This is a genomic window from Pseudomonas sp. TNT3, from assembly GCF_010095445.2.
In the GTDB taxonomy this organism is placed as follows: Bacteria; Pseudomonadota; Gammaproteobacteria; order Pseudomonadales; family Pseudomonadaceae; genus Aquipseudomonas.
This window is the reverse complement of record NZ_WFGV02000070.1, coordinates 1-25595: the sequence shown is the minus strand read 5'-3', so window position 1 is coordinate 25595 and position 25595 is coordinate 1. Positions and strand designations below refer to the sequence as shown.

Here is a 25595-nt window from a genome sequence, read left to right as displayed (position 1 = left end):
CGAGTGGAGGTGTTCATCTGGGGGGCAGGCGCGAAGCGCCGTGCGGCGAAGCCGCACACATCGAGAGGAGGTCGTCGCGAAGCAGACCGTAGGCGATGCCCCCAGATGGACACCGGAGCGAGGGAACGCCGAGCTTTAGCGAGGTGCCGTACGCTTGGGGCGAGCCTTTTTTTGCTTACTTTTTTTTGGCGTTTGAAAAAAAAGTGAGTCGCCGTCAGGCGAAACCCTAAGTGGCCGTTACCGCAGCAATGGATATGTACACCTGCAAAAAAGGTCAGCTGCCAGGCCGCCATCGCTGGCAAGCCAGCTCCCACAGGGGTCGGGGTACATCCGCAAAAAATGGGTCGGCCGTCAGGCCGCTCTCGCTGGCAGGCCTGCTCCCACAGGAATCGGGGTACATCCGCAAGAGCCAGGTTAGCTGCCAGGCCGCCATCGCGAGCAGGCTCACTCCTACATGGGGATCGCAGACAGACCAGGAGCCAGGTCGGCCCGAAGGCCGCCTCGGCTCACTCATCCTCACCCTCCGGCGCCACCCGGTTCTGCGACAAATACCGATCCAGCGTCTCATTCTGCGGCGGCACCGAATTATCCCCCACCACCTGCCACATCTTGCGTTCAATCCCCTGCGCCAGCAAATGCCCGACCGCCGCCTCGATCGCCGACAACACACACAACTGCGCCGGCTCGTTCGTGGTGTAACCCACCTCCGCCTCAAGCAACTTCTTGAACTCGATAAACTTGAACACCCCGGCACTGCGCGCTACCGAATAAATGGTCTTGCTGGTCATCACATTCGCCAGCACCTGCCCACTGCGCACATCCACCGCCCGCAAATTCACCGTCACCTGATCCACCCGATACTCCCGGGAAATGTCGATACCCAGATAACGCGCCCCTTCCCCGCCGCTGCGCACGTTGGTGTCGTACGCAATGATCCCGCCCTCGAGCATCATGTTCGCCGCCTGCAGCGGTGGCAGTTCAGCCTGAATGTTCACCGGCGTATTCGGTTTCTTCTGCGACGCGCGAATGATCTTGCGCTCGGTCAGCAGGTTCTGCAGCCCTTCACGCTCCAGCACCACGAACCAGCCACTGGCCTGCATCGCATCCATCAGCATGCTCGCCGCACCCTGGGTCACGCTGGTCGAGAACGAGCTGGCCGGCGTCGGCTTGTATTGCCCGGTCTGATCACGGAACCCATACACCACCGCCATCAACCGACCTTTTGGCCGTGGCATGTTCAGCAAGTCGTAATACGTTGACGCCCTGGGGGTCAGGGTCGGGGTTTCGGTGTCCTGCTCAGCCGACATCGGCTCACGCAGACTGCACCCCTGTAAGGCCGCCAACAGCATCCCTAGCACGATTATTTTTTTCATGTCCGTCACTCCCCATCGACCCGCAGCTCCCTCAAGGAGCCAGGCCATTCACCTGGATTTCCGAAATTTCGCCGGTCGCTCGGTCGGTCACTTCGATAGTCAGTGCGCCAGAGTCGTCGACAACGTTGACGATGAATGCGTCGGTGGACAGGCTCCCGGTATTGCCAGTGGAGATGTTGTCCAGCAACTGCCCCAACAGCCGCGATTGCAACTGGCTGCTGAAACGTTCGAGGGCCGAGGTCCCGGCGATCGAGGTGCGATCTTTCAGGTCGGGATCGTCGTAGTCGTTCTGCGCCTGGGCATTGTTCAGCAGCCAGGTGCCGTTCAGCGGGTTGCCGCCAAACGAGGGGTTGATCGGTGTGTAGACCAACTCGGTCGCCTGGACCAGGCCGCCACTTCCAAGGCAGAGCAACCACATGGCGGTGCGCTGCGAAAACGTCTTCGTCTTCATAATTCGTCCCTCTCAAGGTCCGTGGTGTCTTGCAACAAGGCTTCCAGCTTGCGCTGGACAATCTGCCCGCGAACCCAGTCGGCGGCGTTGTACGCGTCGTCCTTGAGGTCCACGGTGTTGGGCGGCAGGAACCGCCGATAAACCAGGCGCTGCTGATACTCCACGGTGACCAGGCTGCCCCAGCGTGCCGAGGGTCGTTCACGTACCACCAGGTTGAAATCCATCGGGCTGGTGGCGCGCAGGCGCTCACTGAACGAGTAGTAAAAGTCGTGGCCAATGTGCGAAATCGTGTCGTCGACGATGAAGCCCAGCATTTCGTCCTCTTCCGCGGCTTGGGCAAACGGCATCACCAGCACCAGGCTCAAGGCAGCCAGCCATGCGCGGTTCATGGCTGCAGCGCCTGAGGCTGCGCGGACTGGCCTTTGACCGGTCCGTTGGTGCCTTCGAGGAAGGCTTTCTCGGCCACGAACTGCCAGTCCTTGTAGCTCGCCATGCCGTTGAAATCCGCCCACTGACTGGGGAAATCCACCTGCTTGAGCGGCTTCTCGGTAGAGGGGCTGTTGATGCCGGTGATGCGCCCGTCAAAACCCCGCTGCAGGTTCCATTCGCCGCCACCGATCGGGTCCGGGTACAGCTGGCGGATATGGTGTTTAGGCGTCGGAAAACGCTGGTCCTGCAACAGGTCTTCAAGCTCTTTGGGGTACTGGGCCAGGCCTGGCGAACTGCGGTAATAGCTGCGCAATGCCTGGGCGTATTGAGTCCCGACCCACAGCAATTGTTTTTCACGGTCCCGGCGTGACGCGGTCGACCACAGCTCGCCGGCACTGGCCAGGCCCATGCCCATGACCGTGATCAGAAACAGCACGCCCAGGTAGGTGAAGCCGTCTTCGCCCGAAGGCCTACCACTCGGAATAAAGGCTGCCATCACGCGCCCTCCCTGTGGCTCCGCTTTTGATATCCGCCACGCCGCCCGCCACTCCGTCGGGTGGTGCGACCATGACCCAGGTGTCCTTGCGTTCGGCGATCGGGTCCATCGGCGGGTTGCGCAGGTAGCGCTGCTCCACCAGTTGGTCGATGGAATCGGGGTAGCGCCCGGTGTCGCCGTAGTAGTGATCCAGGGCTTCGCGCATCGACGACAGGCTCTGGCGCAAGGTGGTCTCTTTCGATGTCTCGAGGCTGTTGAAATAGCGCGGCAAGGCAATGGTCATCAGGGTGGCGATGATTGCCATGACCACCATCAATTCCAGCAAGGTAAAACCTTTTTGCCGATGCATAAGCTCACCACTCCCGGTAGGCGACGCCGTTGAGTCCTTTGCCACGGACCTTGGAGTAAACGTCAAAGACGTCCTCGCCTTCCCGTGGGTTCTCAGCCGAACTGTCATAGGAACGCAGCCCCCAACCGCCCTCGTCGTCACGCTTGGCCGTGGCCAGCGGGTCGTGGGGAACGCGCCGTAAAAAATAGAACTTGGCGCCCTTGGCACTGCGCACATCACGCACGCCGTCCACCAGCACTTTGAGGTTCGGCGGGTAGCCGCTGCTGTTCAGCGACTTCTCGATGTAACCGGCATCGAACGCACGTTTGTAGGCGTCGATGGCATCGCGTATCTGGTACAGCGCCGTGCGCAGCTCCTGCTCTTTACCCCGGCGCACCACGGTCTCGGTCAGCGGCGCGGCCATGCCGGCCAACAGGCCGATCAGGGACAGCGTCACCACGACTTCGATCAGGGTAAAACCGCGTTGCGAGGCGTTCATGATCAAGGCTTCTCGACAGTGACATGAGGGGTGGTGGAAGCGACCGGCGTGATCATGGTTCCGGTGCGGATCGCCGTGTCCATCGACCGGTCCGGTGCCTGAATGTGCATGCTGGTTTCAGTGCCGGTCGGGAACTCCATGTCAGACGGGCTCTGGTACGGCAGGTTGCGCACGATCCGCGGGGTGATCGACAGCACCAGTTCCGATTTGCTGACGTCGTCCCGATTGCTGCCGAACAAACGGCCCAGCCCCGGAATGTCGCCCAGGCCCGGAATCTTGTTGCCGTTGCTGCCGTGGTCGTTACGCACCAGCCCGGCGAGGATCTGCGTTTCGCCGTCGTGCAGGCGCAGGGTGGTCTGGGCATTACGGGTATCGACCTGAACTGGAATCGTGCCCTGGCGGGTCGGTTCCAGCGGCGTGGCGTTACTCACTTCCAGGGCGATCTTGATCGCCACTTCGTTGTTCAGGTGCACGATGGGCTGCACTTCGAGCTTCAGACCGACGTCCAGGTAAGTCACGCTTTCGGTGATCACCGGGCCCTGCGTCGACGGCACCGAGGTGGCGCTGATGATGGGCACGCGCTGACCGATGTGAATACGCGCCTGCTCGCGGTTGCTCACCCGAATCACCGGGCTGGCCAGGGTGTTGATGTCCTTGTCCTGGGCGTTGATCTTGGCTTGTGGCGAGGGCGAGATCGAGATCCGGCTGGAGTTGATGCCTTTGAGCTGATCGAGCACCGACACCGGTCCACCATCGCTGGTGAGCACGCCAAACGTGTTGGGCCACTGCAGGCCGAGGTCGAGAATGCGTTGGCGGGCGACTTCCATCACCTCCACTTCCAGCACCACTTCCGGGTTGGACTGATCCTGGGATTGCAGAAGTTTCTCGGCCATGCGGATGGCGTCTTCGCTGTCGCGCATGGTCAGGGTATTGAGGCGTTCATCGACAAACACATCGCGGGTCTTGAGCATGGTCTTGATCATGTTCAGCGCGGTGTTGGCGTCGATGCTGGTCAGGTAGAACGTGCGCATCACCAGCTCTTGATAATCCTTGAGCTTCTGCGGCGAATCCGGGTAGATCAGCAGGGTGTTTTCGTTCACCACTTTCTGGTGCAACTGGTTCTGTTGCAGCAGCAGCGCCACGGCGTCTTCGATGCGCACGTCACGCACGAAGATGGTGGCTTTCATGTCCGGACGCAGGTCCTTGTCGAAGATGAAATTCAGCCCGGCTACCTGGGACAGCACTTCGAAAATGGTTTTCAGGTTGGCATCGCGAAACTCCAGGGTGACGGGCCGATCGAGGCGCGTACGCAGCTGTGGGTACTGCACCACGTTGCGGCTCTGCACCAGGCGGATGCTGCTGAGCAGCTCCAGTGCGCCGTCATTTTTCGGGTCCAGTTCGAGGATCTGTTTAACCTGGCGGTCGGCTGCATAAATGTCGCCACGGCGCAGGTCACCACGGGCCAGTTCAAGCTTTTCGTCCTGGCTACGCATGTGTTCGAGCTGGCTCAGGGACTCCTGGGCGCGACGGTTGTTCGGCTCAATGGTCAACACCCGGCCATAGCCCATGCGCGCCGAGGCAAAGTCACGCTGGGCGCGGTCCATGTCCGCCTGGGTCAGCAAGGCCGTCACTGCGCGCGCACGGCCGCTGTTCAGGGCCAGGTGCAGCTCGGTGTCGCGTGGGTTCTCACGCAGGCCTTCCTCGATGCGGGCCAGACCGGCTTCGTATTGTCCCGACTCCATCAGGTCGGAGGCCTCTTGTTTGGCGACTTGCGCGGAACTGCACGCAGCCAGCCCTGCACACAGGCAGACAAGGCTTATCAGCAAACGGGATCGGTTCATTGCGTGCTCCCCACAGACAGCGTCTGAGACAAATGCAAAGGCAGGTAAACGAAGCTCAGTTCCACGTCGGAAATGCCTTCGATCCGCCACGTTTCGTCGATCACGTCCCCTTTGCGCACGACGTATATTTTTTCGCCGTTCTGCAAAAACACTTGCAGGTCGGATTGGTCATCCAGCCTTCCCACGAACTGGAAAGGCATGGCCGGTGCGCTAGGGGCTTGCACCACCGGAGTGACGTTGACAGGTTGTTCGATGACGACGGCCAGGGTCGGCGCCGCCTTCCAGCTGCGGGCGGCAAACAGGTCGCCTGCCGGGCTGAGGTCCTTGATTTCCACTGCTTTACCCGGAGTTGATGCGGCCGCCGGCAACGCGCCGCGAACCGTGCTTTTGGCCGGGGTGGCCACGACAGCGACCGACTCGTCGCCCTCGTCCGCCGGCGTGAAGTAATCAGGCCCCCAGGTCAGCGCTGCCGCCACACCGAAGAACACCACCCAACCCACTGCGCGTTTGGTATTCATCATGACCTCGACAGGTAAAGGGTCATGCGGATCCGGCCGGTCAGGTCGGCGTCGGCGATTTTCTTGCGCTGGAACTCCACGTCTTCCACCACCACGGCCGGCAACTGGCCGAGCAAGGCGTGCAGGAAACGCCGCAGTTGCGGGTAGCTACCGCGTACCGGCAGCAGGATCTGATAGCGGGCCAGGTGCGTCTTGGGGTCGATGCCCAGGGAATATTCACCCCGCGCCAGGGTGATGCGTTCCTGGGCGGCCAAGGCGTAGATCTTGTCGATGGCGACGGTCGCCTGAGGCTGTGACGGCAGCTTGCTGCGGAAGTCGTCGAGCTGACGCTGTGGCAGCACCGGCGCGGCAATGCTGCCTTCTTCGACCTTGGCCAGGTATTCGCCGGCTTCGCGGGTCTGCTGGCTGAGCTGTTGCAACGACTGCCAGTCCGGCATCAGGCCCGCCAAGCCATAGACCAGTGCCAGCAGCACCAGCGCCAGCCCGGCCAGACCGGGCACACCCAGCCCTTGCAGGTATTCGTGAACGATCAATTTAGGGATTTGCATCGCCAATCTCCCAGGTAGCCGACAGGTTGAATTGCACCGGGTGTTCCGGCACGTTGGCGACGATTTCGTGGCTGAGCAGCGACACATCGGAGAGCTCGTCGCTGGCTTCGAGGCGGCGGTGGAAGTCGAGCATTGCGTCCAGATCCCGCGCTTCGGCGCTGATGCGCACCTGGCCTTTGCGGGCGTCCGGCGTCAGGGTCAGCAGCGCAATGTTGTCCCGGGGCAGGCTTTCAAGGGTGGCGAACAGGCGTTCCCACGGCCGGCGCAGTTGCTGGGAGACCTTGCGCATTTCAGCCAGGTTTTGTGCCTGTTCGCGGGTTTCGGCCGGGGTCAGGCCGACCTTGCCGCCGGTGTCGCCGGTCAGCACGCGCTGGGTGGTTTGCAGGTGACCTTGCTGTTGCGCGGCCTGGGCGCTGACGTGTTGTTGAACCACGACACAGGCCAGGGTCAGTACCACACCGCCGGCCAGCAGGCTCCAGCCCAAAGGGCCCGAGCGGCGACGCGGCTGGAAGTCGAGCATCAGGGCGCGCATGTCAGGCCACCGCCCGGGACATGACGTACAGGCTATCGCGTACGGCTGTCCGGTCCTCTTCAAGGGTGCGCAGGTGCACACCGGGTACGTCGGGGTGTGAATCGAGGCGCGCCGGGGCATGCAGGTAAACGTTCAGCGGACGTTCGCTGGTGGACGCTTGCAGCTGGCTTTCACGACCGATCAATGCGCTCAGTGCAGTGTCGCTGTCACTGCTGCCCACCGAACGCACCGAAGTCCAGCGCCCTTCCCGCGCCACCAGCAGCACACTGCGCACCGGCTCGGCGACCACGAAGAGGAAGTCGCCGGCGTCCAGGCTTTTATCGAAGTGATTGAACGCCGCCATCAGGTACGGTTGCACGGAACGCAGGCGCAACCCACGGCCGCTGGCCATCGTGCGCAGACGCTCCAGCAAGTCCTGCGGCAATGCGGCGGCAATGCGGTCGTAGCCTGCCGGTTCAGCCGACAACACCAGGTTCCAGGGTTGTGTCGGCACGCCGAACAGGTCTTCAAAGCACAGCTGGGCGAACCCTTGCAGCTCGGCGGGGCTGCTGATTTGATCGCTCCAGGGCACCAGGCAGAAACGGCTGAAGTGCCCGGAGACGACCACGCTCAACTGCGCACCGGCAGGGGCATGTTCGCCTAGCAGACGGTCGAGGGTTTCCAGGGCGACGGCCCAGGCATGGAAGCCTTCGTCGATAAAACCGACGCTGCCCAGCCACAGGGTTTCGTTGCCACGGCGCTGGCCCAGACCGACACCACTGGCGCCGAGCACGGCGACAAAACGATCACGAGACAAAAGTGACACGATTGATCTCCTCGAGCGTGGTACGCCCTTCCTGCACCAGTTCCAGAGCTGACTCGCGCAGCAGGCGCAAGCCACGTTTGCACGCGTGGGCCTTGATTTTCGAAATCGGTTGGCGCTCGACGATCATCTGCCGCAGCTCGTCGTCCAGGTGCAGCAGCTCGGCAATCGCCGTGCGTCCGCGGTACCCGGTGCCACGGCAGTTGCCGCAACCCTTGCCATGGACGAAGTGGAAATCGCTGACCTGTTGCGGGTCGAGCCCGGAGAGGTGCAGCTCGTCATCGGTCGGGTGATGCGGTGCGCTGCAGCTGGCGCAGACCAGGCGGATCAGGCGCTGGGCCAGCACTGCGTTGAGCGCCGAGACGAGGCTGTAGGGGTCGATTTCCATCTGGGTGAAGCGGCCAATGACGTCGAACACGTTGTTGGCGTGAATGGTGGTGAACACCAGGTGCCCGGTGAGTGCCGACTGCACGGCGATTTGTGCGGTGTCGGGGTCACGGATTTCACCGACCATGATCTTGTCCGGGTCGTGGCGCAGGATCGAGCGCAAACCGCGAGCGAAGGTCAGGCCTTTTTTCTCGTTGACCGGGATTTGCAGAACGCCCGGCAACTGATACTCGACCGGGTCTTCGATGGTGATGATCTTGTCCACGCCGTGGTTGATCTCGGTGATCATGGCGTAGAGGGTGGTGGTTTTACCGCTGCCGGTCGGGCCGGTCACCAGCACCATGCCGTAGGGTTCGGCCGCGAGACGACGGAGCTGGCGCAGGGTTTCATCTTCGAAGCCCAGGGCTTGCAATTGCACGCCGCTGACCTTGTCGGCCAGGTCCTGTTTGTCCAGCACCCGCAGCACCGCGTCTTCACCAAAAATGCTCGGCATGATCGACACCCGAAAGTCGATCTGACGGCCACTGATGCCGATCTTGAAGCGACCGTCCTGGGGCACGCGCTTTTCGCCGATGTCCAGTTCGGCCATGACCTTGACCCGGGAAATCACCTGCTCGGCGAACTCGCTGCCCTGGATCTTGCTGATGTTGTTGAGCACGCCATCGATGCGGTACTTGATCACCAGGCCGCTGCCGGTGGTGCCCAGGTGAATGTCGCTGGCGTGCATTTTCAGGGCGTCGTACAGGGTCGAGTTGACCAGCTTGACCACGACACTGGCGTCTTCGCTGATGCTGGTCAGGGACAGGCTTTGCAGCTTGTCGGTTTCAACCCCACCCTCTGCCTGGGCGTTGAGCGATTCCACGGCATGGAAGCTTTCTTCGTGACGCGCCAGGTAGGCTTTCAGGTCATCGGCATGCACCAGGTACAGCGGTGCGCCGTGCAGGCAGTCATCGATCCAGGCCAGGCGCGCGGTGTCGAAGGGGTCGGCGAAGACGCCGATGACCGCTTCGTCGTGACGCAGCAGGATGAATTCGCGCTTGAGGCATTGAGCCAGGGTGACCCGGTCGAACACCGGGGTGGCTTGAAACAGGGTGTCGGTGTCGAGCACCGGGTAATGCAGGGTGGCGCCAAGGCACTCGATGAAAGCCATGGGGGCCAGTTCGCAGAGTACCCCGAGGGCTTCGAGGACCCGCTCGCCGGAGGTGGCCGCCCGGGACCGGGCCTGGGCCAGTTGCTCACTGGAAAAACGAGACGGTACACAATCCAACAGCGCCGGTTCTACGGCAAGGGATAGACGGTCCATGGCATGCTCTCCAACGCCGGGGGCTTTGAGCCCTGTCGACGCGGCGAGCAGTTACGGTGGGGGCCGGAACGTCTTGTCGCGCCACTACTCCCCGGTGAGCAATTGTTCGTCGTCTGGTGCCATGGAGGCCGATGTTCGTCGGCGATCTGCCAGCACCCAACTGCCGTCGTACAACTGCAGCGGGAAACTCTCGGTTCTGCTCTGGCGTCGTTCGACGAATCCTTCAGCGGTACTCGCTTCGCGCTTCATCCCTAAAAGGTCACACACGGCACGGGCCAATTCCGCCAACGGAAACGGTTTGAACAGGATATGACTGACTCCCAGTTGCCGGGCCCGCTCACAGACTTCAGCGGTTGGGTGCCCTGTGATCAGTACAAAATGACACTTCCTGTTCTGGCGGACAGCATCGAGAACGTCGAAACCTTCCATATCGGGCAAGCGGTAATCGAACACCATCACGTCGGGAGCAAATACAGCGGCTTCGCCGATGGCCTTGGCACCTTCGTGTGCTATCCGGACTTCCAGCCCTTGCGCCTGCAGATAATCCTGGAGGTTTTGTGCAAGCAGCTGTTCGTCTTCAACAACCAGTACTTTGTTTAACAAGGTGGACTCCTTGTAACCGCAGGTCCGAGTGAGCCTGGTGGAGTGCGCGCCTTACTGAGGCTAACGCACACTTCATGCCAGGCTGAGCGCCGGTGTTTTTACCACTGCATGTCGTTGATATGTATAAAAAATCATTTTCGCCCAAGTACCCCACCCCCCAAAGGCGGGGGAAGCGCACGGATGTACCCTGAAGCTTTGCCCCACTATTGGGGAACAATCTTCAATCGTCCTCAATCCGTTCGATTCGATTGCTTGACCGAAGTTGGGCCAAGGCCTGAAGGCGCGCCTGGGTCTGTTGCTGTCGGGCAAGGTACGCCCTGACCATTTCAAGCCCTTGCTCCTGTGTGACATCGGCCGCCTCCTGGTGGTTCTGTAAATAAATCAGGTGCCACCCAACGGCGGTGCGCACCGGCTCACTGATCTCACCTGTGGCCATCGTAAAAGCTGTCGCTTCGAATTCCGGCAACATCCGGCCCCGAGGAAAGTAACCCAGCTCCCCGCCCGCGCTGGCGGAGTCATCCTCGGAACTGCTCCTGGCAACACTGGCAAAATCTGCACCTTGAGTGATCTTCACTCGCATCTCTAATAAGCGTAGTCGCGCGGCTTCAATTGTGGCGGCATCGGCACCTTGCGGCACTTTGACCAGAATATGCCGGGCCTGGACTTCCTCTGGGCGGCTCATTTCTGCGCGATGTTCTTCATAAAAGGCACGGACCTGCTGTTCGTCCGGCACGTCGACTTTAGTGAGCTCGGCGTACACCTGTTGGGCCGCCAATTCGCGACGGGTGTACTCGGTAAAACCGGCTTCGTCGAAACCGGCATCATTCAATCGGCGGACGAACACCTCGGTGCCGCCCATAGCCTCGCGGGTTTGATCGATCTGATTTTTGACAACGGCATCGCTGATCACCACCCCGCGTTTCACCGCCTCTTGCCAGAGCAATTCCTTGTCGATCAACGCGTCCAGCGCCTTGCGCCGCAACTGCTTGTAGGCCGTGGGGTTGCGAATACTGCCGACTGCCCGCCCCTGATCTTCCAGGTATTCGACGAAAAAACGCTCCAGACGAAACTCGGAAATCTCCTCGCCGTTGACCCGCGCAGCGGCCGGGCCATTGCTGCTGAAGGCGACGGGCGCCCACAGGCTCATCAGGATCAACCAGGTGTTGAGTTTCATGTCGACCTCCAGTCAGGGCATCGCGGTAATGGGTTTGTACGGGGCGACCAGATAGAAGCGCTGGTCGGTCAGGTCCACCGTGACGACATGGGCGCCACTCAAGCCCAGGCGACGGCCCGGGCCGAAACTGATCAGAGGGGTCAGCCCGGTATCGAAGTCGTGCAGGCCTTCCAGCGCGTTGATGAGTTTCTCGCGGCTGGCGTCGCGCCCGGTCTGCTTCATGCCTTCGCTGAACAGCAGCATCGAGCTGAAAACGCTTACTTGCAGCACCGCGTGCTGGCCGCCCAGGCCTTGGGTTTCGCGCACCCTGGACAGGGCCAGGCGTCCGGCCCGCGTCCAGTCGCTGGGCACGAACGGATAAGCGAGGAACACCCGTCGGGAAAAGCTGCTGGGCACCTGGAACAAGTCCCCGGCCACCTGGTTCGAAGCGGCGAACAAATACGGCACCTGCCCCGCGGTCTGCAAGCGCTCGGCGAGGCGTCTGAACCCGCCACCGCTGCCCAGGTAGAACACCGAACGCGAACCCAATGGCAGATCGTCCCGCGCCGGGTCATAGACCTGCAGATGGACGTTCTGCCACGCGTGGTCCTGCAAATACTGGCCGAGGGTTTGCGCCGCCAGACGCTGATTGGGTTCGTCTGGATAGGTGATCAGCGTCGGTCCTTGCAGTACGCGCAAACCGCCGGTGGCGTAATCCGCCAGCGCGATCATTTGCTCGCGCAAACCCGGCAACGGCTCGAAGATCTGCCGGCTGGTCCCGGACATGCCCTGGTGCGACAGCGGACCGATCAGCGGCACACGGGCGCGCTCCAGTCGCGCCGCCAGCTCTGCGTCCAGTGCCGGCACCATCGGTGCGACCAGGGCGAACACCTGTTCCCGTTCGATCAACTGATCCAGTGCCTGCTCAGCGCTGGCGCGATCCGGTCCGGGATCAAGAATGGTCAGGCGTATCCGCCGGCCATGAATGCCACCCGCCTGGTTGATCCGCGCCACGCTGCCGTTAAGCACTGCTGCCACTGTGGCCCCCTCCTCGGCCAAGGGTCCCTGGCTCGGTAACAAGGTGCCCAGGTGCACTGTCTCCGGGTCCAGCCCCGGATCGCGGTCATCGGCCAGGCGCTTGAGGTAGGCCGTGAGGTTGCGCTGATCGTTCATCGACAGGACGAAACGCGGCATGGCCGGGTCCAGCCGATTATTGCCAGGGTCCAGGCCTTCCTGGATCGCCCTGGACAGCGCGGCGTCGGTGTACGCCGGGTAATCGCGGCCATTGACCTGCTGCTGGCCATAGGTGCTGCTGAGCCGTGGCCAGCTCAGGTCCGGTGGTCGCACGCCCCCTTCGGGTCGACCCAGGCCATCGGCACCGTGACAGTTGGCGCACGGCAGGCTGGTGGCGGGCAACAGCATCCCCGCCGCGCCGACCCGCGCCATGATCGGTTCACCGCTCGCCGACAGCCCTTCGCGGAACAGCCGTTTACCGGCACTTTCGCTGGGGCTCAAGGGCAATTCCTGGGCAGCGACCTGCAGGCTGCCAAGGAATAACAGGCCGAAGACGAGTAAAGTTTTCATGGCGCGCGCTCAACGGCCGACCACAGGCATTGTCAGCAACTGCAAGCGCTGGGCAATGGCGGCGGCCGGGGCATCGGGGCGGATCTTGCTCCAGCGCTTGTTGGCTACGTCACCGACAATCAGCTGCGTGGAGTGCTGCTCGGGGGTCGGCACGATCTGGCCGATGCGTCCGAGCACCAGGTCCATCTGCGCCTTGTCGCCGGTGAGAAAAAGCCAGTGGGGGTCGTCTACCCCTTGTTTCAAGGTGTAAGCCTTGAGTACCGCCGGGGTATCCCGCAGCGGATCACTGGTAAGGGAGATAAAGGTGATGCCGTCCGCCTTGTCGCCCAGCGCTTCACGAACCTCTTTGAGCTTGCGGGTGATCAACGGGCAGGCATCGTTGCAACTGGTGAAAATCACATTCAACAGCACCACACGGTTTTGCAGCGCGTCGCTGTAGAAGCGCAGGGTCTCGCCGTTCTGGTCCTGCAGCGGCGTGTCGGTAAACCAGGCCTTGGCATCACGGGTGCCCGTGGCCGGCTGCGCGGCAGCCACGGCTGGCGCGGGTTCTGCGTGCTCTTCGTGCGCCAGCGCCATAAAGCTGAACACGCAGAAGCACATGGTCAGGACGATCAGAATGAGCGCTCTCATGGCTGCTGCTCCATGGCAATGGCGGTGTGCCTGGCGTGGGTGTTGCGTTGACCACTGAGTTTTTCGACCTCACGGATCAGCACGCTCGGGTCGGTGAAACCGTAGTAACGGGTCCAGTGGCTGCTGTTGCCATCGCCCACCAGAATCAGCGGCGCATGGCTTTTGAAGTCACCGCTGAAGCTGCCCAGGCCCTTGAGGGTTTCATTCACCGATTGGGTCGAGCCGGTCAGCCAGCTCCAGCCAGGACCGTTCTGGAAGGCACGGGCGTAATCGTTCAGGCGCTTGGGATCATCGCGCTGCGGGTCGATGCTGATCGACACCAGCTGCACCTCGCTGCCGACCCGTGCGCCAAGCTGTTTCTGCACCTTGCCCATGATCGACGACACCACCGGGCACACGGTGGTGCAGCTGGTGTAGATGAAACTCATGACCACGATCTTGTTGGTCACCAGGTCTTTTTCCAGGCGCACGGCCTTGCCGTCCTGGTCCACCAGGGCAACGTCGGCGAACTTGACCTGCGCGTTTTCGGAGCTGGCGCTCTTGGCGGCCATGGTGTGCCCGGCGTGTTCATCCGCCGAGTGAGCCAGGGCCTGACCGATACCACTGGCCAGCAGGCACAGCGTCAGCAGTCCACAGTGTGCGAATCGGTTCATGTCGATGTCCTCTTCAGTGGGCGTTGCCAGGGAGTACCCGGACGCTGGCAAATGTCTTGTCGTCGAAGCTCGCGCCCAATGAGGCCGCGCGCACATGCAGGTACCAGGCGCCGTTCTGGTCGAGGGTCACCGGGGCTTCGTATACGCCGTTGCCCACTTCCAGCGCAGCGACGGTCCGGGTTTTCGATGACGGCGCGCGGAAGTACCGCACCTTCACGTCACTGACCCCGCTGCGTTCGGTTTTCTGCTGGCCCTGGACGATGCGAAAGCGCACGACGTAGGGGCTGCCGAGGTCGGCGGTGGATTTGTCCAGCATGAACTCGACCTTTGGCACACCGGGTTGCCTGGCGAGGTTCATGGAGGGCTCAACCAGCGCGGTGAAGCAGTGGATGATGTTCGGCTGGTTGAGCAGGAAGGCCACGTCGAATCGCCCGGCCACCGGCAGCTTGACCCGCGCGCTGTACAACCCCGGTTCGACTTCGCGCAGGCTGCGATCGATCACCAGCGCCGCACGCGCCACCTGCCCGCGATTGGGGTAGCCGGACATCGGTGCGTTCATGCCTTCGGCGTAAAAGTAGGTGGTGTTGTCCACCGGGTTGACCACGAACACTGCGTTGTCATCCCGGGACACCGCCAGGCTCGATGCCAGTGGCAGATCACCCGCCAGACGCGGCGCCTGGGGACCGGCTTCGAAGCCCTGGGTGATGGGCTTGCGGCCTTCGCCCAGGGAAGACAGGTTGATCATGGTGACCTTGGCCGAGGCCAGGCCGCGGATGTAGGCGTAGGCCTTGGTGAATACAATCTGGAAGGGTTCAGCAGAGACGTCCAGGTCATGGATCAGCGAGTTGGTCGCGGCGTCGATGACCGAGGCCTGGTTCTCCAGGGTATTGAGCACGATGGCGAAGCGTCCGTCGGCGCTGAAGCTCATCGGACCGAGGCCCTGCTTGAGCTGGATCACCCGGCGCACAGCCAGGCTGGCGGTGTCGATCACGGTGACCGTGCCGTCCTTGCCGTCGGCCACGTACGCCGCCTGGGACAGCGGCGAGTAGGCCACGGACAGCGGGTGCGAGCCGGTCTTGAGTTGCTTGCTGATGGTCAGGCTGGCGATGTCGATGATGCTGACCGTGCCGTCGTCGCGGTTGCTGACGAAGGCGTGGCGGCTGTCCTTGCTGAAGGCGATTTCATGGTGCCCGGCACCCGTCGCCAGGTGTTTGAGAGGCTTGAGGCTGCGGGCGTCGATGACCGTCACCCCGGACGCTTCGGCACTCCTGGCGTTGTTGCCGACCCACAGCAAACGCTCATCCGGTTGCAGTGCCACGCGCACCGGGTTACTGCCAGCAGGCACCGAGTCGAGCAGTTTGAATTGCTCGCTGTCGATCACGGCGATTTCACCCGCCGTGGGCATCGAGACGAACACCCGTTTGTTGTCCTTGGGGGTGGTCCAGTCCATCGGCGGTTGCTTGATGTCGATGCGCGACATGGTGCTGGTGATGCCACCCACGGAGACCGAAGGGTCGACCACCGAGACGCTGGCATCGCGATTCATCACCAGCAGGAAGTAGCTGTTGAGATCGAGCATGGGGCGTGCGCCGATGCTTGATTTGAGGAACACCCCGACCCGGGATTTGCAACTCTTTTCCCGGCCCTGGGCCTGATCTGCCGCGACGGTTTCCGGGTCGAGCCAGGCACCCGGCGCGACGCCTGCCAGTGGCTGACCGGAGGCGCTGTCGGTGATGCGAAAACGCACATCGGCGAACTCGCCTTCGCGCAGCACGCCGTCTTCGGCCAGGGGGCGCACCTCCAAGGCGATCGATACGCCGTCTCGCTCGAGGGTCTGTGGTGACTTCATCGCGAGCAGGCCCGCTTCTACAGGTGGCTGGTCGGTAGACCGAGGTGAAGCATTCGCGGGCAAGCCCGCTCCCACAGGGGGCGGGGTGGACGGAGGAGATTGCGTGGTCGCGAGCGAACTGGCGTTGGCGGACCAGGTATTCGGCAGCGCGATCTCGCTGAGCATGTCCGACGGTATGGTCTTCCAGAGCCCCAGCCCGATCAGCGCCGCGCCGACAACCAGTGCACTGGTGGTGATTTTGATGGTCCTGTTCATTGCCTACTCCCCTTACAGATCTGTGCCTGTCTGTCGCGTGCAGTGCGATGCTAATCCTGTGGCGAGGGAGCTTGCTCCCTCGCCACAGTTGGAGCGGTCCCCAGTTACGGTGCTGGCGCCGGTTCCGGTTCGTTGGTCACCCGCAACAGTCCCCACAACCCGGAGGTATTGCCGTATGCGCCGTAGTCCCGGTACAGGTAATCACCTGGTATGGCGTTGCTGCCCCCGGCGCTCGGGTGCATGAAGCTGAAGTGCGCCGCTGGCAGAATGCTTTCCCGGGCGCCGATGTACATCGACATCGGGTTGTAGCCGAAGCGCACCGACCCTACCCCAGGGGTACCCATCGGATAACCACCGGTGTCGCTCTTCTCCGACTGGAACGGGTTGACCGACCACACGTGACCATCCAGCTGGAAGGTCGAGCCACGGCTGCCACCGGTCGGCAACAGGATGTGGGTGCGGAACGGTTGCCCCGGTTTCACATAGAGCACCGGCGTCTGCGGATCACCGCCGATCAGCGCATTGCTGTAGGCCATGTGGGCGTTAGGTACGTCGCCGTAACCGGCACCTCCGGCATGTCCGAACGGTGCGTCTGGCGCCAGGCCGAAGCGGAACCACAGCGGCTCGGCCTTGTAGTTGATGGCCATGCTCGAGTTGTCCTGCGGATCGGTCGGCACCCCGAACCCTTCGGCGGCAATACCCTCCACCGGCCGGCCGTTGGCCCAGCGCATGTTCAAGGCTTTCTGCCAGACCATCGCAAAGTCGCGGTACACCGCCTGCCCTGGCGCCGTGACCGTGGCGTTGGTCTTGCGGGCATCCTCGACCCAGGTCGCGCCGACCGGCAGGATGCTCATGGCACCCCCCAGGCCTTTCTGCCCCTGCTTGATCACATCCGCCGGGGTGATGCTCAGCCCGCCGAACTCCACCGCCGTGGCGTTGATGTTGTCGACACTGCGGCCCAGTTGCGTGACGGGTTTGCCTTCACGCTCCAGGTGCCCGGCGTAGTACTGGTAGGTACGCGTCGGGTAGGCGCCGGTGTTGCCGGCCCGTGGTGGTACCGTCTGGGGCGGGTTGGCGCCGACGTTGGTGCCGTCGGATTTGGTGATGTCGTACGCCAGCAGCTGGGCATGCAGCCCCACATGACTGGACGGCCGGATCAGGTTGTTGGTGAAGATGGTCGAACCCTGGCCACTGTTGCGATCACGTTTGACCAGGCCTTGCATCACAGCCGTCTGGGTCAGGTCGGGCATGACCAGCGGCAGGCGGTTTTCCAGGGTGACGTTGATGCAATCACCCGCTGCTGCGCGCAGGACCAGTGGCTCTACCGGCACACCCGGTTTCATCTTGCCGGTGGTGGGGTCGAGGTCGGATTTGCGCACATACAGGATCGCGGTTGGATCATGCAGAGGCCCGCTTTGCCCGCCGATGGTGATGGTTTCGCCGTCTTCAGGGTCGACCACCGTGACCTGCGGGATATTCACCGTCCGCGAGTTGAACACCAGAGTGCCGCCTGCCGGATTCAACGGCCCGCCGACGTGCTGGCCAAGCCCGGCGGGATCGCCGATGACCAGGTTCAACGGGTTGCGCAGGATGTCGTTAGCCAGCGCCGCGACCACTTCATAGTTGCGTTGCACGGTCGGCCGGGTGCCTATGCCATTGGGGTTGGCGCTGTACCGTGGGCAGGAACCCTCGTACGCCACGGTGTTGCGCATGCCCGCCGGTTTCGGATTGTTCGGCAAGGCGAACAGATCGCTGCGTTGGGCCGTGTAGTTGCGCATCACGCCCCAGATTCCGTTCCAGTAGCCTTCAATCGAGGCGTCCATCGAGTACAGGTAGTCCCCCGTGGTCGCCGCCGAACTGGAGAGCATCGACACTGGCGCATTGAAGCCCATCTGCTCGGAGATACCGACCATTTGCGAGGCGCGCCAGCCGGAGTTGGAGCTCATGCCAAAGCCGGAACCGCTCTGCAGCCATTTCACCCCGTGCAGGGTCACGCTGTGCTCTTCCTCGTGGCCACCTGCATGCAACCGCAGGCGCACGTTGTCACCGGTGTAGGTGCGCAGCATCGGGGTGAACGGGTCGCCAGCCTCTGCGCCGCCACGGTTGATGTGCGGAGGGAACAGCGTGGTGCCACCGGTTGGGCCGGTCGCGGAAGTGACCTGGTTTGGCGCCAGGTTCATCGCCGCGATGGCACGGTCGGTACGGCTTTGCATGGCGTAGGCGAGGTCGCCGGCCAGGCCGTCCGCCTGCATGCCGCGCTTGCCGTCCGGGCCGATTTTGTTCGGGTCATAGACCCGCAGCGCCAAGGGCTCGTTGCGGTAGTTGACGACGAACATGCCCGGGTCATCGACCGAAATTGCCTGCGGGCAAGGCCGGCTCGGGCAACCCGGAACCAGGCCGCCCTGCACTTCGATGATGCCATCCAGCAGGTTGCTGGCGTTGTTGCGCACAGGCGGGTTGATCGCGTAGCGGAAGCTGTCAGCCGTGGCCGGGAACGCTTGTGGATTCGGCACGCCATTGGGCCCGGCGCCGACGTACACACCGGCTTCATAGGCGTGCTGGAAATCGCTGTACTCGAGGAAGAACTCGCGGAAGCTGTCGTTCTTGCCGTCGCCGTCCAGGTCACCGGTGGACACCACCGCTTGCCATGAAGTCGGCCCACCGTCCTGCCGTGCGCCGCTGTACAGCTGCTCGCCGGTTTCGGCGTGGAACCAGGTGGAACCGGCAGGTTCGGCCAGTACGGTGGCGTACAGACCAATCTGTTGGTGAGTCGATGGGCCGAGGTGGTCATGGGTGAAGATGGTGCCCAAGCCACGGTCGACGCCTTTGGTGTTCACCACCGGATCGACGAACCAGCGCTGCATTGCCGTCCGTGCCCCGACCCAGTCCGCGCGGCCATATTGACCGAAAAACGGGTGACTCTTGGCTTTCGGGCAGGCCGGTGTGCCGTCACGCGGATCGGCGCCGAGGCACTGATTGAACTCGCGAATCGCGTGGATACGTTCCTGCACGGCACCTGGGGAGAGCACGCCGTCTTCGTAGTTCCAGCCGTTCGCCGAACCGTCGGCCGCGGTCAGGTCCCATTTAGGCAGGTGAATGTGCTGGCCGATCACATCGGTTGGCGTGCGCACCTGATAGTCGTCCATCTCATAGACGGCCGGCACCAGGTTGGTTTGCTGGTATTGCACGCAGTCGAAGGTGTTCATGCGCATGACCAGAGGCTCTGGTGGGCGCTGCTTGGTGATCACCGGCCAGGCGTCTTCCCACAGGGCGAGAATGCGCGCTTGCGGGAAGTGGTAACCGACCTTGTTGTACACCGCATCGAACTGAATGTTCGCCGCTTTGTAGACGCGCGGACGGTCGGCGGTAAAGGTAGAGGAACCGGTGTAGGACATGCCGTCGACCCGTTCGCCGCTGGCAAACTCGCCGATGCCGGCGCTGCTGGTCAGGCGTTTTTGCCGATCGTCCATGCAAGGTTCGTAATACGGCGCGCCGGCGATTGGCAAGGCGCCGTTGGTGCGGAAGGCTTTCGCAACGATCTGGTTGCCCGGGAGCAACGCGTAGCTGGGGTGATCCTTCTTGGCGTGGAAGGCCATGGCGGCCTGCTCGACCTCGGTGCCCTCTTCCGGCATGTAGATCGGCTTGGCGCGGGTGACTTCCTTGGAGAAATCCAGCGAAGTGGTGACGGTACGCGCTTCACCGCCGGAGGAGAAACCGTCCAGCGAGTGCCGGCCCAAACCGCCATCCCAACCACCGGACTGCGCCGGGTCGAGGTTGGCCCACAGTGCGTTGCCGCTGGTTTTCAAGGCCTGGGCCTTGGCGGCATCGAGCATGTCCAGGGGTGGGGTCGGTGGGCGTTGGCCAACCGAGGTTTCCATGCCGCCAATCCAGAATGGGTAGCCTGGGTTTTTCAGGCTGCCATCGGCATTGCGGTTGGCTTCGCTGCGATCCACCAGGGCCAGCGAACCGATGGCCTGGGCGCCACCGGTGCCACTTTGGTGGTCGTCATCGTCTTCTTCATCGTCATCGTCATCGTCGTGACCGGCCACCAGGGTTTCCCCGATTTTCGGTACGACCGCGACCTTGCCTGGCATCGGCGCCATGGCTTTGCCGGGCAGCGGCACGACCGCTGGAATCGGCGTACCGGCGATGATTTCGCCATCGGGCAAGGCCCGTGCGCCCGCCGCAGGTTTGCCGCTGCGCAAGGCATAGGGTTCGCTGTGGTAACCGTCGTCGCCTTGCTGCGAGACTTCGAGTTTGGTGCCTTCTTCAAACACGTCATGCACCCGCCACATGGCCCACATGCCCTGGGCGAAGTGCGGATAGAAGTGGCAGTGATAGATCGCATCGCCGGCCACGCGGTTGCGGTTGCCCGAACCGCCGTTGGCGATTTCATAGGTGTAGCCGGCGCCCGGGCCGATGCCCTGGGCATCCACGTAGTCGGAGTTGTCATCGTTGGGGTTGAACAGCCACTGATGCCCGTGCAGGTGGAAAATATGCTGCTCGTGGCCGTTGTGCGTGTTGCGGAATTTCACGAAGTCACCGATGTAGCTGTGGTTGACGTTCGACGGCTCGGACGGGTACAGCGCCATGGTGGCCTTGACGCCGATCTGATCAGCGCGTGGCGTTTCACCGGGACGAATGTTTTCCAGCCCGGCGTTGGCCGGTACGTCCACCAGCATCGCCACGTCGCCGACGGTGTGCGAGCTGAGGAAAAATTCTTCATAGGCGCAGGACAGGCAGTCGTGCATCGGCCCGACGCCCAGACGGTTGGCGACCACTTCGGCGCCCATCCCACCGGAGCCATAGTTGATCATGAACGAGTCGCGGGTCGGCTCCAGCACGTGGGCCATGACCGGGTCTGCCCAGTAGGCCGGGAATGCCTGGGTCGCGGCGGTTTCATCCTGGAACTGCGAGGCGAAATCGCGGAACGGTTCCAGCCGGTTGGGCAACGCCGGGTTGCGTTTGCCAACGGCTTCCAGCGGATAGGTCGAAGGCGGGAAGCTGCCGTCGGCGTTGCTGCCCATGACGATCGCGTCACTTTCGCTGGAGATGATTTCGTTGCCGTCGACCATGTTGATGATCGGCGTGCCGGCCTTGCCTTCACGAATCCACGGCTCGCGTTGCGGGTAGCGCGCCTGGTAGTCGACGATGGGCTGACCGGTCGGGGTACGCCCGGTGCTGGCCAGACGCATTTCTTCTTCGGTCACGGTGTTGCGATAGGAGCGCCCGCCCTTGGGCACTACCACCACTTCGCCGAACAGGCCGTTGGCGACGTTACCTGCATCCCCTTCACCACCGAACGTGGCACCCCGGCTGCTGGCGGCAAAGGCGCCTTCGCGCTCGGCGTACAAGGTATAGGAGCGGCTTGCGCCGGGGGCAATCAGGGTGTTGGCATTGCGGCCGGTGAAGGAGGCAATGTCATCGATGCTGTTGACCGCCTGCAGGCCGTTGACCTGGAAGCCGACATGCCGGTCAGTGACCTGCTCGTCGACCTTGAAGTCGTCGGCTTCACCGATCTCCACTTCACCTTCGATTTCGCCTTCCTCTTCCTCGCCGCTGTCATGGCTGCCGGGGTTGGCTTGGTAGGCCAGCAGGTTCTGCAGGTTGATGGTCAGGCAATCGCCGGCCGCAACCCGCAGCACCAACGGACGCGGACGCTTGTCGGGCCGCAGCGAAACCTTGCCCGGCACCGCCGTGCCACCCTGGGCCAGTGACCTGTTGTGGTCGTCGACCACATCGCGGCGCAGGGCGAACATCATCCCGTTGACGTTCTGTGCGCCGAGCCGGTTGAACATCAGCGGCTGATCCAGCGCCACGACGTTTGCGACCAGATTGCGCTCACAGCGCAGGGCCGCCTGTGCCGTCTCCAGGCCGAACATCGGCATCAGAAACAGCAGCAGATTAAGCAGATGATGAGCGTTGGGTTTGCCGGTCATGATCACGGGCCTCGCTGGAGATGCTCATTAGGAGCAATTCTTGACAAATCACTTTGAGCAATCTGCATGCCATAAATAATTTTGTTTGTTATCAACCGGTTATCTGAACGACTTGATAAGTAGGGGGATATTCCCCACCCATTCCCCCACTTTTCGGGGCTTTCAAGATTGATAGGCGGTGTGCCCGCCAGAGCGAGCTTCGCGAGGGGAACTGTGGCTAGGGATTCTGTGGCTAAGGGATCTGTGAAATTGGGATTCTGTGGCCAAGGGGATCTGTGAAACCGGGACTCTGTGGCCAGGGGGATCTGTGAAATTGGGAATCTGTGGCCAAAGGGATCTGTGAAATTAGGATTTCTGTGGCCAAGGGGATCTGTGAAATTGGGACTCTGTGGCCAAAGGGATCTGTGAAATTGGGAATCTGTGGCCAAAGGGATCTGTGGCATTTGGATTCTGTGGCGAGGGGATTTATCCCCGTTGGGTCGCGCAGCGGCCCCCTCCAAAAAAACCTTCATTGTCCCTGAACGGACACCGTGGGGCGGGCAGTTGGCATTTGGTCGGGTGCGCAAACTGAGGGGGCCGCTGCGCGACCCAACGGGGATAAATCCCCTCGCCACAGAATCCCCTCGCCACGGAATCCTCTCGCCACGGAATCCTCTCGCCACAGGAATCCCCTTGGCACAATCAGCTCACCGCTGAGTCAGTGCCCTTTTTTTCCCCCACATGTGGGGAAATGGGCCCCGACAGTGATCACTCACAACGGCGCATCCACCGCCAGCCCCTGCAAACGCCGGTACTGGCGCAGGACACTGGGCACATAACGCTGGGTTTCGGCGAACGGCGGAATCACTCCGCCACGGCTGAGCACCGCTTGCGGGCCGGCGTTGTAGGCTGCCACGGCAAGGGCGATGTCGTTGTCGAACAGGGTCATCAGACGCTTGAGGTATTTGGCGCCGCCCTGGATGTTGGCTTTCGGATCGTAGACATCCTTGACCCCCATCTCCCGGGCCGTGTCGGGCATCAATTGCATCAACCCGCCCGCCCCTGCCGGTGACGTCGCGCTGGAGTTGTAGCTGGACTCGGTCTGGATCACCGCATGCAACAGCGCTGCCGGTAACTGGTTGGCGGTCGCGGCCGCCGACACCAGCTCGGCGTAGGGCCTGGCCGCAATCATCTGGGGCTGTTGATCAAGGCTGACCTGGGCCTGTTCGGGCTCGCGAATCACCCGCTCATAGTGGCGCCCGGGGCGATGGACGTTGGACAACACGTAGCCGCCCTTGGCGTCCACGGAAACGAACACATCGGCTTGCACGACGCCGGTCAGCAGCAGCCCGCCAAGCAGTCCAGCGGTGAGAGATTTGATCATGGTGCCTCCCCTGACCTGCCCCGAAAAATGGGGGTAATGCCCCAATGGCTGATCGTGGAAGAGGCTTACGCAAGCACCGTGCCGCAACTGGAAAGGCCCGCAGGACGGGGGCTGCAGAAGAATGTCGGGGCCTGAGCATGGCAATTGCATAAGCCATCAAAGCGACCCTTCTGCCGACTGTGTGAGGTCATCATGAATCAGCGTCTGTGTTGTGCCCCGCGTACCCAACGCGGGTTTACCCTCCTCGAATTGCTGGTGGTGCTGGTGGTGCTCGGGCTGTTGGCCGGCATCGTTGCGCCGAAGTATTTCGCCCAGCTTGGCCGCTCGGAAGTGAAGGTGGCCAAGGCGCAAATCGAAGGCCTGGGCAAGGCACTCGATCTGTACCGACTGGAGGTCGGCCATTACCCGTCCACCGAACAGGGCTTGCAGGCGCTGGTCACCGCGCCGAGCGACGAAACCCGCTGGACCGGTCCTTATTTGCAGAAAAAACTGCCGCAGGACCCGTGGGGGCGTAACTACGCCTATCGCTACCCCGGCGAAAACGGCGAGTACGACCTGCTCTCCATGGGCAAGGATGGCCAGCCCGGCGGCGAAGGCGAAAACGCCGAAGTCACCAGCTGGCAATGACGGGAGTGGCGAGCATGCGCTTTCATCTCAAGGCAGTGGGCAAGGCCGGCGTGGTGTCGATGACTGTCGAAGCGCCCGGCCACAGCGAAGCCCGGCGCATCGTCGAAGACCAGGGCCTGCGCGTGGTGAGCCTGCACGCCGATCGACACTGGCGAGCACTGCGTTTGCAAAAGCGCGAGACGTTCAACCTGGTGTTGTTCAGCCAGGAACTGACCACATTGCTCAATGCGGGCCTACCGTTGATCGATGCGCTGGAAAGCCTGGCCGAAAAAGAAAACGCCCCGCAGGCCCGCAAAACCTTGAGTGAGCTGGTTCGCCTGCTGTATGAGGGCAAATCGTTCTCCCAGGCACTCGGCCAGTTGTCGGCAGTTTTCCCTGCGCTTTACGTCGCGCTGGTACAGTCCAGCGAGAAGACCGGCGCCGTGGGCGATGCCCTTGGCCGCTATGTCAGCTATCGCCAGCGCATGGACGAGGTCCGACAGAAGATCGTCAGCGCTTCGATCTACCCCATGCTGTTGCTGGTGGTGGGAGGTGGCGTGGTTTTATTTTTGATGGGTTATGTGGTGCCGCGCTTCAGCCTGGTGTTCGAAGGCCTGGGCGACAATCTGCCGTGGCTGTCCCAGGTGCTGATGAGCAGCGGGATGTTCCTGCACGCTCACCAGAGCGAATTCTTCGGAACCCTGGCCGCGATCATCGCAGCCTTGGTGTTCCTTCAGCGCCAGCCGGGCTTTCGCCGTGGCGTCGACCGTCTGATCGAAAAAATCCCGGCCATCCACCAGCGCATCGTCATGTACGAACTGGCACGGTTCTATCGTTCGCTGGGCATTCTGCTGCAGGGGGGCATCCCCCTCGTCACAGCCATGGGCATGGTGCGCGCCCAGCTCAACGTCGCTTCGCGTTGCCGCCTGGACCAGGCGTGCGAGCGGGTACGCGAAGGGCAATCCCTGTCGACCTCGCTGGAACTCAACCACCTGGTGACACCCGTGTCCCTGCGCCTGCTGCGCGCCGGGGAACAATCCGGCAACCTCGGGCAGATGATGGAGCGCAGCGCCGACTTCTACGACGAAGAAATCAGCCGCTGGCTGGAATGGTTCGTGCGCCTGTTCGAACCCTTGCTCATGACCTTTATCGGCCTGCTGATCGGGGTAATCGTCATCCTGATGTACATCCCCATATTCGAGCTCGCCTCGAGTATTCACTGATAGACCCAGAAAAAAAGACGGAGATCGATATGCACATGAAGAAGCTTTTGCTCGCAGTGGCTATTGGCGCAGTTCTGTCGGCATCCACTGTCCTTGTACCGGACAGCTTTTCCGGTATGTCTAGTGCTCACGCGAAGGATGGTGGCGGAGGGGGCGGCGGAAGTGGTGGTGGTGGCGGTGGGAACGGAGGTGGCGGTGGTGGCGGAAGTGGTGGCGGTGGCGGCGGAAGC

Annotated in this window: 22 protein-coding genes and 1 pseudogene; 3 read left to right on the top strand and 20 right to left on the bottom strand. The window is 62.4% G+C overall.

Annotated features, from left to right (window positions below):
• Positions 1–506: 506 nt before the first annotated feature.
• From GBC55_RS26780 to GBC55_RS26685, 20 genes are all read right to left on the bottom strand, one after another.
• Positions 507–1373: a CsgG/HfaB family protein gene (locus tag GBC55_RS26780; RefSeq protein ID WP_162440970.1), complete on the bottom strand. Its 867-nt coding sequence runs from the start codon at positions 1371–1373 to the stop codon at positions 507–509.
• 31 nt (positions 1374–1404) lie between these two features.
• Entirely contained in the window at positions 1405–1824 is a 420-nt protein-coding gene (locus GBC55_RS26775; RefSeq protein WP_162440971.1) for a curli assembly protein CsgF, read from the bottom strand.
• Positions 1821–2213: a curli production assembly/transport protein CsgE gene (gene csgE, locus GBC55_RS26770; protein ID WP_162440972.1), complete on the bottom strand. Its 393-nt coding sequence runs from the start codon at positions 2211–2213 to the stop codon at positions 1821–1823. The genes GBC55_RS26775 and csgE overlap by 4 nt, the downstream gene beginning before the upstream one ends.
• Entirely contained in the window at positions 2210–2749 is a 540-nt protein-coding gene (locus GBC55_RS26765; protein WP_162440973.1) for a type II secretion system protein, read from the bottom strand. Before GBC55_RS26765 ends, csgE begins: the two co-directional genes overlap by 4 nt.
• Entirely contained in the window at positions 2724–3098 is a 375-nt protein-coding gene (locus GBC55_RS26760; RefSeq protein WP_162440974.1) for a type II secretion system protein, read from the bottom strand. The genes GBC55_RS26765 and GBC55_RS26760 overlap by 26 nt, the downstream gene beginning before the upstream one ends.
• A 4-nt stretch (positions 3099–3102) precedes the next feature.
• Positions 3103–3576, bottom strand: coding sequence for a type II secretion system protein (locus GBC55_RS26755; RefSeq protein WP_162440975.1), 474 nt, complete (start codon positions 3574–3576; stop codon positions 3103–3105).
• Positions 3577–3578: 2 nt separating this feature from the next.
• The gene (locus GBC55_RS26750) at positions 3579–5417 is read right to left on the bottom strand and encodes a secretin N-terminal domain-containing protein (protein WP_162440976.1); all 1839 of its coding nucleotides are present in this window, start codon (positions 5415–5417) and stop codon (positions 3579–3581) included.
• Positions 5414–5935: a hypothetical protein gene (locus tag GBC55_RS26745; protein ID WP_162440977.1), complete on the bottom strand. Its 522-nt coding sequence runs from the start codon at positions 5933–5935 to the stop codon at positions 5414–5416. The genes GBC55_RS26750 and GBC55_RS26745 overlap by 4 nt, the downstream gene beginning before the upstream one ends.
• Positions 5935–6483: a GspMb/PilO family protein gene (locus GBC55_RS26740; protein WP_162440978.1), complete on the bottom strand. Its 549-nt coding sequence runs from the start codon at positions 6481–6483 to the stop codon at positions 5935–5937. The genes GBC55_RS26745 and GBC55_RS26740 overlap by 1 nt, the downstream gene beginning before the upstream one ends.
• Complete coding sequence (locus GBC55_RS26735; protein ID WP_162440979.1) at positions 6470–7015, bottom strand: PilN domain-containing protein; 546 nt, start codon at positions 7013–7015, stop codon at positions 6470–6472. The genes GBC55_RS26740 and GBC55_RS26735 overlap by 14 nt, the downstream gene beginning before the upstream one ends.
• 1 nt (position 7016) lies before the next feature.
• Positions 7017–7820, bottom strand: a complete 804-nt coding sequence (locus tag GBC55_RS26730; protein ID WP_162440980.1) for a hypothetical protein — start codon at positions 7818–7820, stop codon at positions 7017–7019.
• Positions 7801–9507 (bottom strand): GspE/PulE family protein, encoded by a 1707-nt coding sequence (locus GBC55_RS26725; RefSeq protein WP_162440981.1) that lies wholly within the window; start codon positions 9505–9507, stop codon positions 7801–7803. Before GBC55_RS26725 ends, GBC55_RS26730 begins: the two co-directional genes overlap by 20 nt.
• Positions 9508–9591: 84 nt before the next feature.
• Positions 9592–10110 (bottom strand): response regulator, encoded by a 519-nt coding sequence (locus GBC55_RS26720; protein WP_162440982.1) that lies wholly within the window; start codon positions 10108–10110, stop codon positions 9592–9594.
• Positions 10111–10330: 220 nt separating this feature from the next.
• Positions 10331–11284, bottom strand: a complete 954-nt coding sequence (locus GBC55_RS26715) for a peptidylprolyl isomerase (RefSeq protein ID WP_162440983.1) — start codon at positions 11282–11284, stop codon at positions 10331–10333.
• 12 nt (positions 11285–11296) lie between these two features.
• On the bottom strand, positions 11297–12847 hold the full coding sequence (locus GBC55_RS26710; protein WP_247267015.1) for an ABC transporter substrate-binding protein: 1551 nt from the start codon (positions 12845–12847) through the stop codon (positions 11297–11299).
• 9 nt (positions 12848–12856) lie between these two features.
• On the bottom strand, positions 12857–13477 hold the full coding sequence (locus tag GBC55_RS26705; RefSeq protein ID WP_162440963.1) for an SCO family protein: 621 nt from the start codon (positions 13475–13477) through the stop codon (positions 12857–12859).
• Positions 13474–14130 (bottom strand): SCO family protein, encoded by a 657-nt coding sequence (locus tag GBC55_RS26700; RefSeq protein WP_162440964.1) that lies wholly within the window; start codon positions 14128–14130, stop codon positions 13474–13476. The genes GBC55_RS26705 and GBC55_RS26700 overlap by 4 nt, the downstream gene beginning before the upstream one ends.
• A gap of 13 nt (positions 14131–14143) precedes the next feature.
• The gene (locus GBC55_RS26695) at positions 14144–16234 is read right to left on the bottom strand and encodes a cytochrome D1 domain-containing protein (RefSeq protein ID WP_247267014.1); all 2091 of its coding nucleotides are present in this window, start codon (positions 16232–16234) and stop codon (positions 14144–14146) included.
• Positions 16235–16338: 104 nt separating this feature from the next.
• Complete coding sequence (gene mnxG, locus GBC55_RS26690) at positions 16339–22173, bottom strand: manganese-oxidizing multicopper oxidase MnxG (protein ID WP_162440965.1); 5835 nt, start codon at positions 22171–22173, stop codon at positions 16339–16341.
• Positions 22174–22924: 751 nt separating this feature from the next.
• Positions 22925–23533, bottom strand: coding sequence for a lytic transglycosylase domain-containing protein (locus tag GBC55_RS26685; RefSeq protein ID WP_162440969.1), 609 nt, complete (start codon positions 23531–23533; stop codon positions 22925–22927).
• Between the two features lie 195 nt (positions 23534–23728).
• On the opposite strand from GBC55_RS26685, the gene gspG reads away from it, so the two are divergent.
• The 3 genes and pseudogenes from gspG to GBC55_RS26670 all read left to right on the top strand — a co-directional run.
• Entirely contained in the window at positions 23729–24163 is a 435-nt protein-coding gene (gene gspG / locus GBC55_RS26680; RefSeq protein ID WP_162440966.1) for a type II secretion system major pseudopilin GspG, read from the top strand.
• A 14-nt stretch (positions 24164–24177) separates the two neighbouring features.
• The gene (locus tag GBC55_RS26675; RefSeq protein WP_162440967.1) at positions 24178–25365 is read left to right on the top strand and encodes a type II secretion system F family protein; all 1188 of its coding nucleotides are present in this window, start codon (positions 24178–24180) and stop codon (positions 25363–25365) included.
• Positions 25366–25394: 29 nt separating this feature from the next.
• Positions 25395–25595, top strand: a pseudogene (locus GBC55_RS26670) (hypothetical protein); the annotation flags it as partial.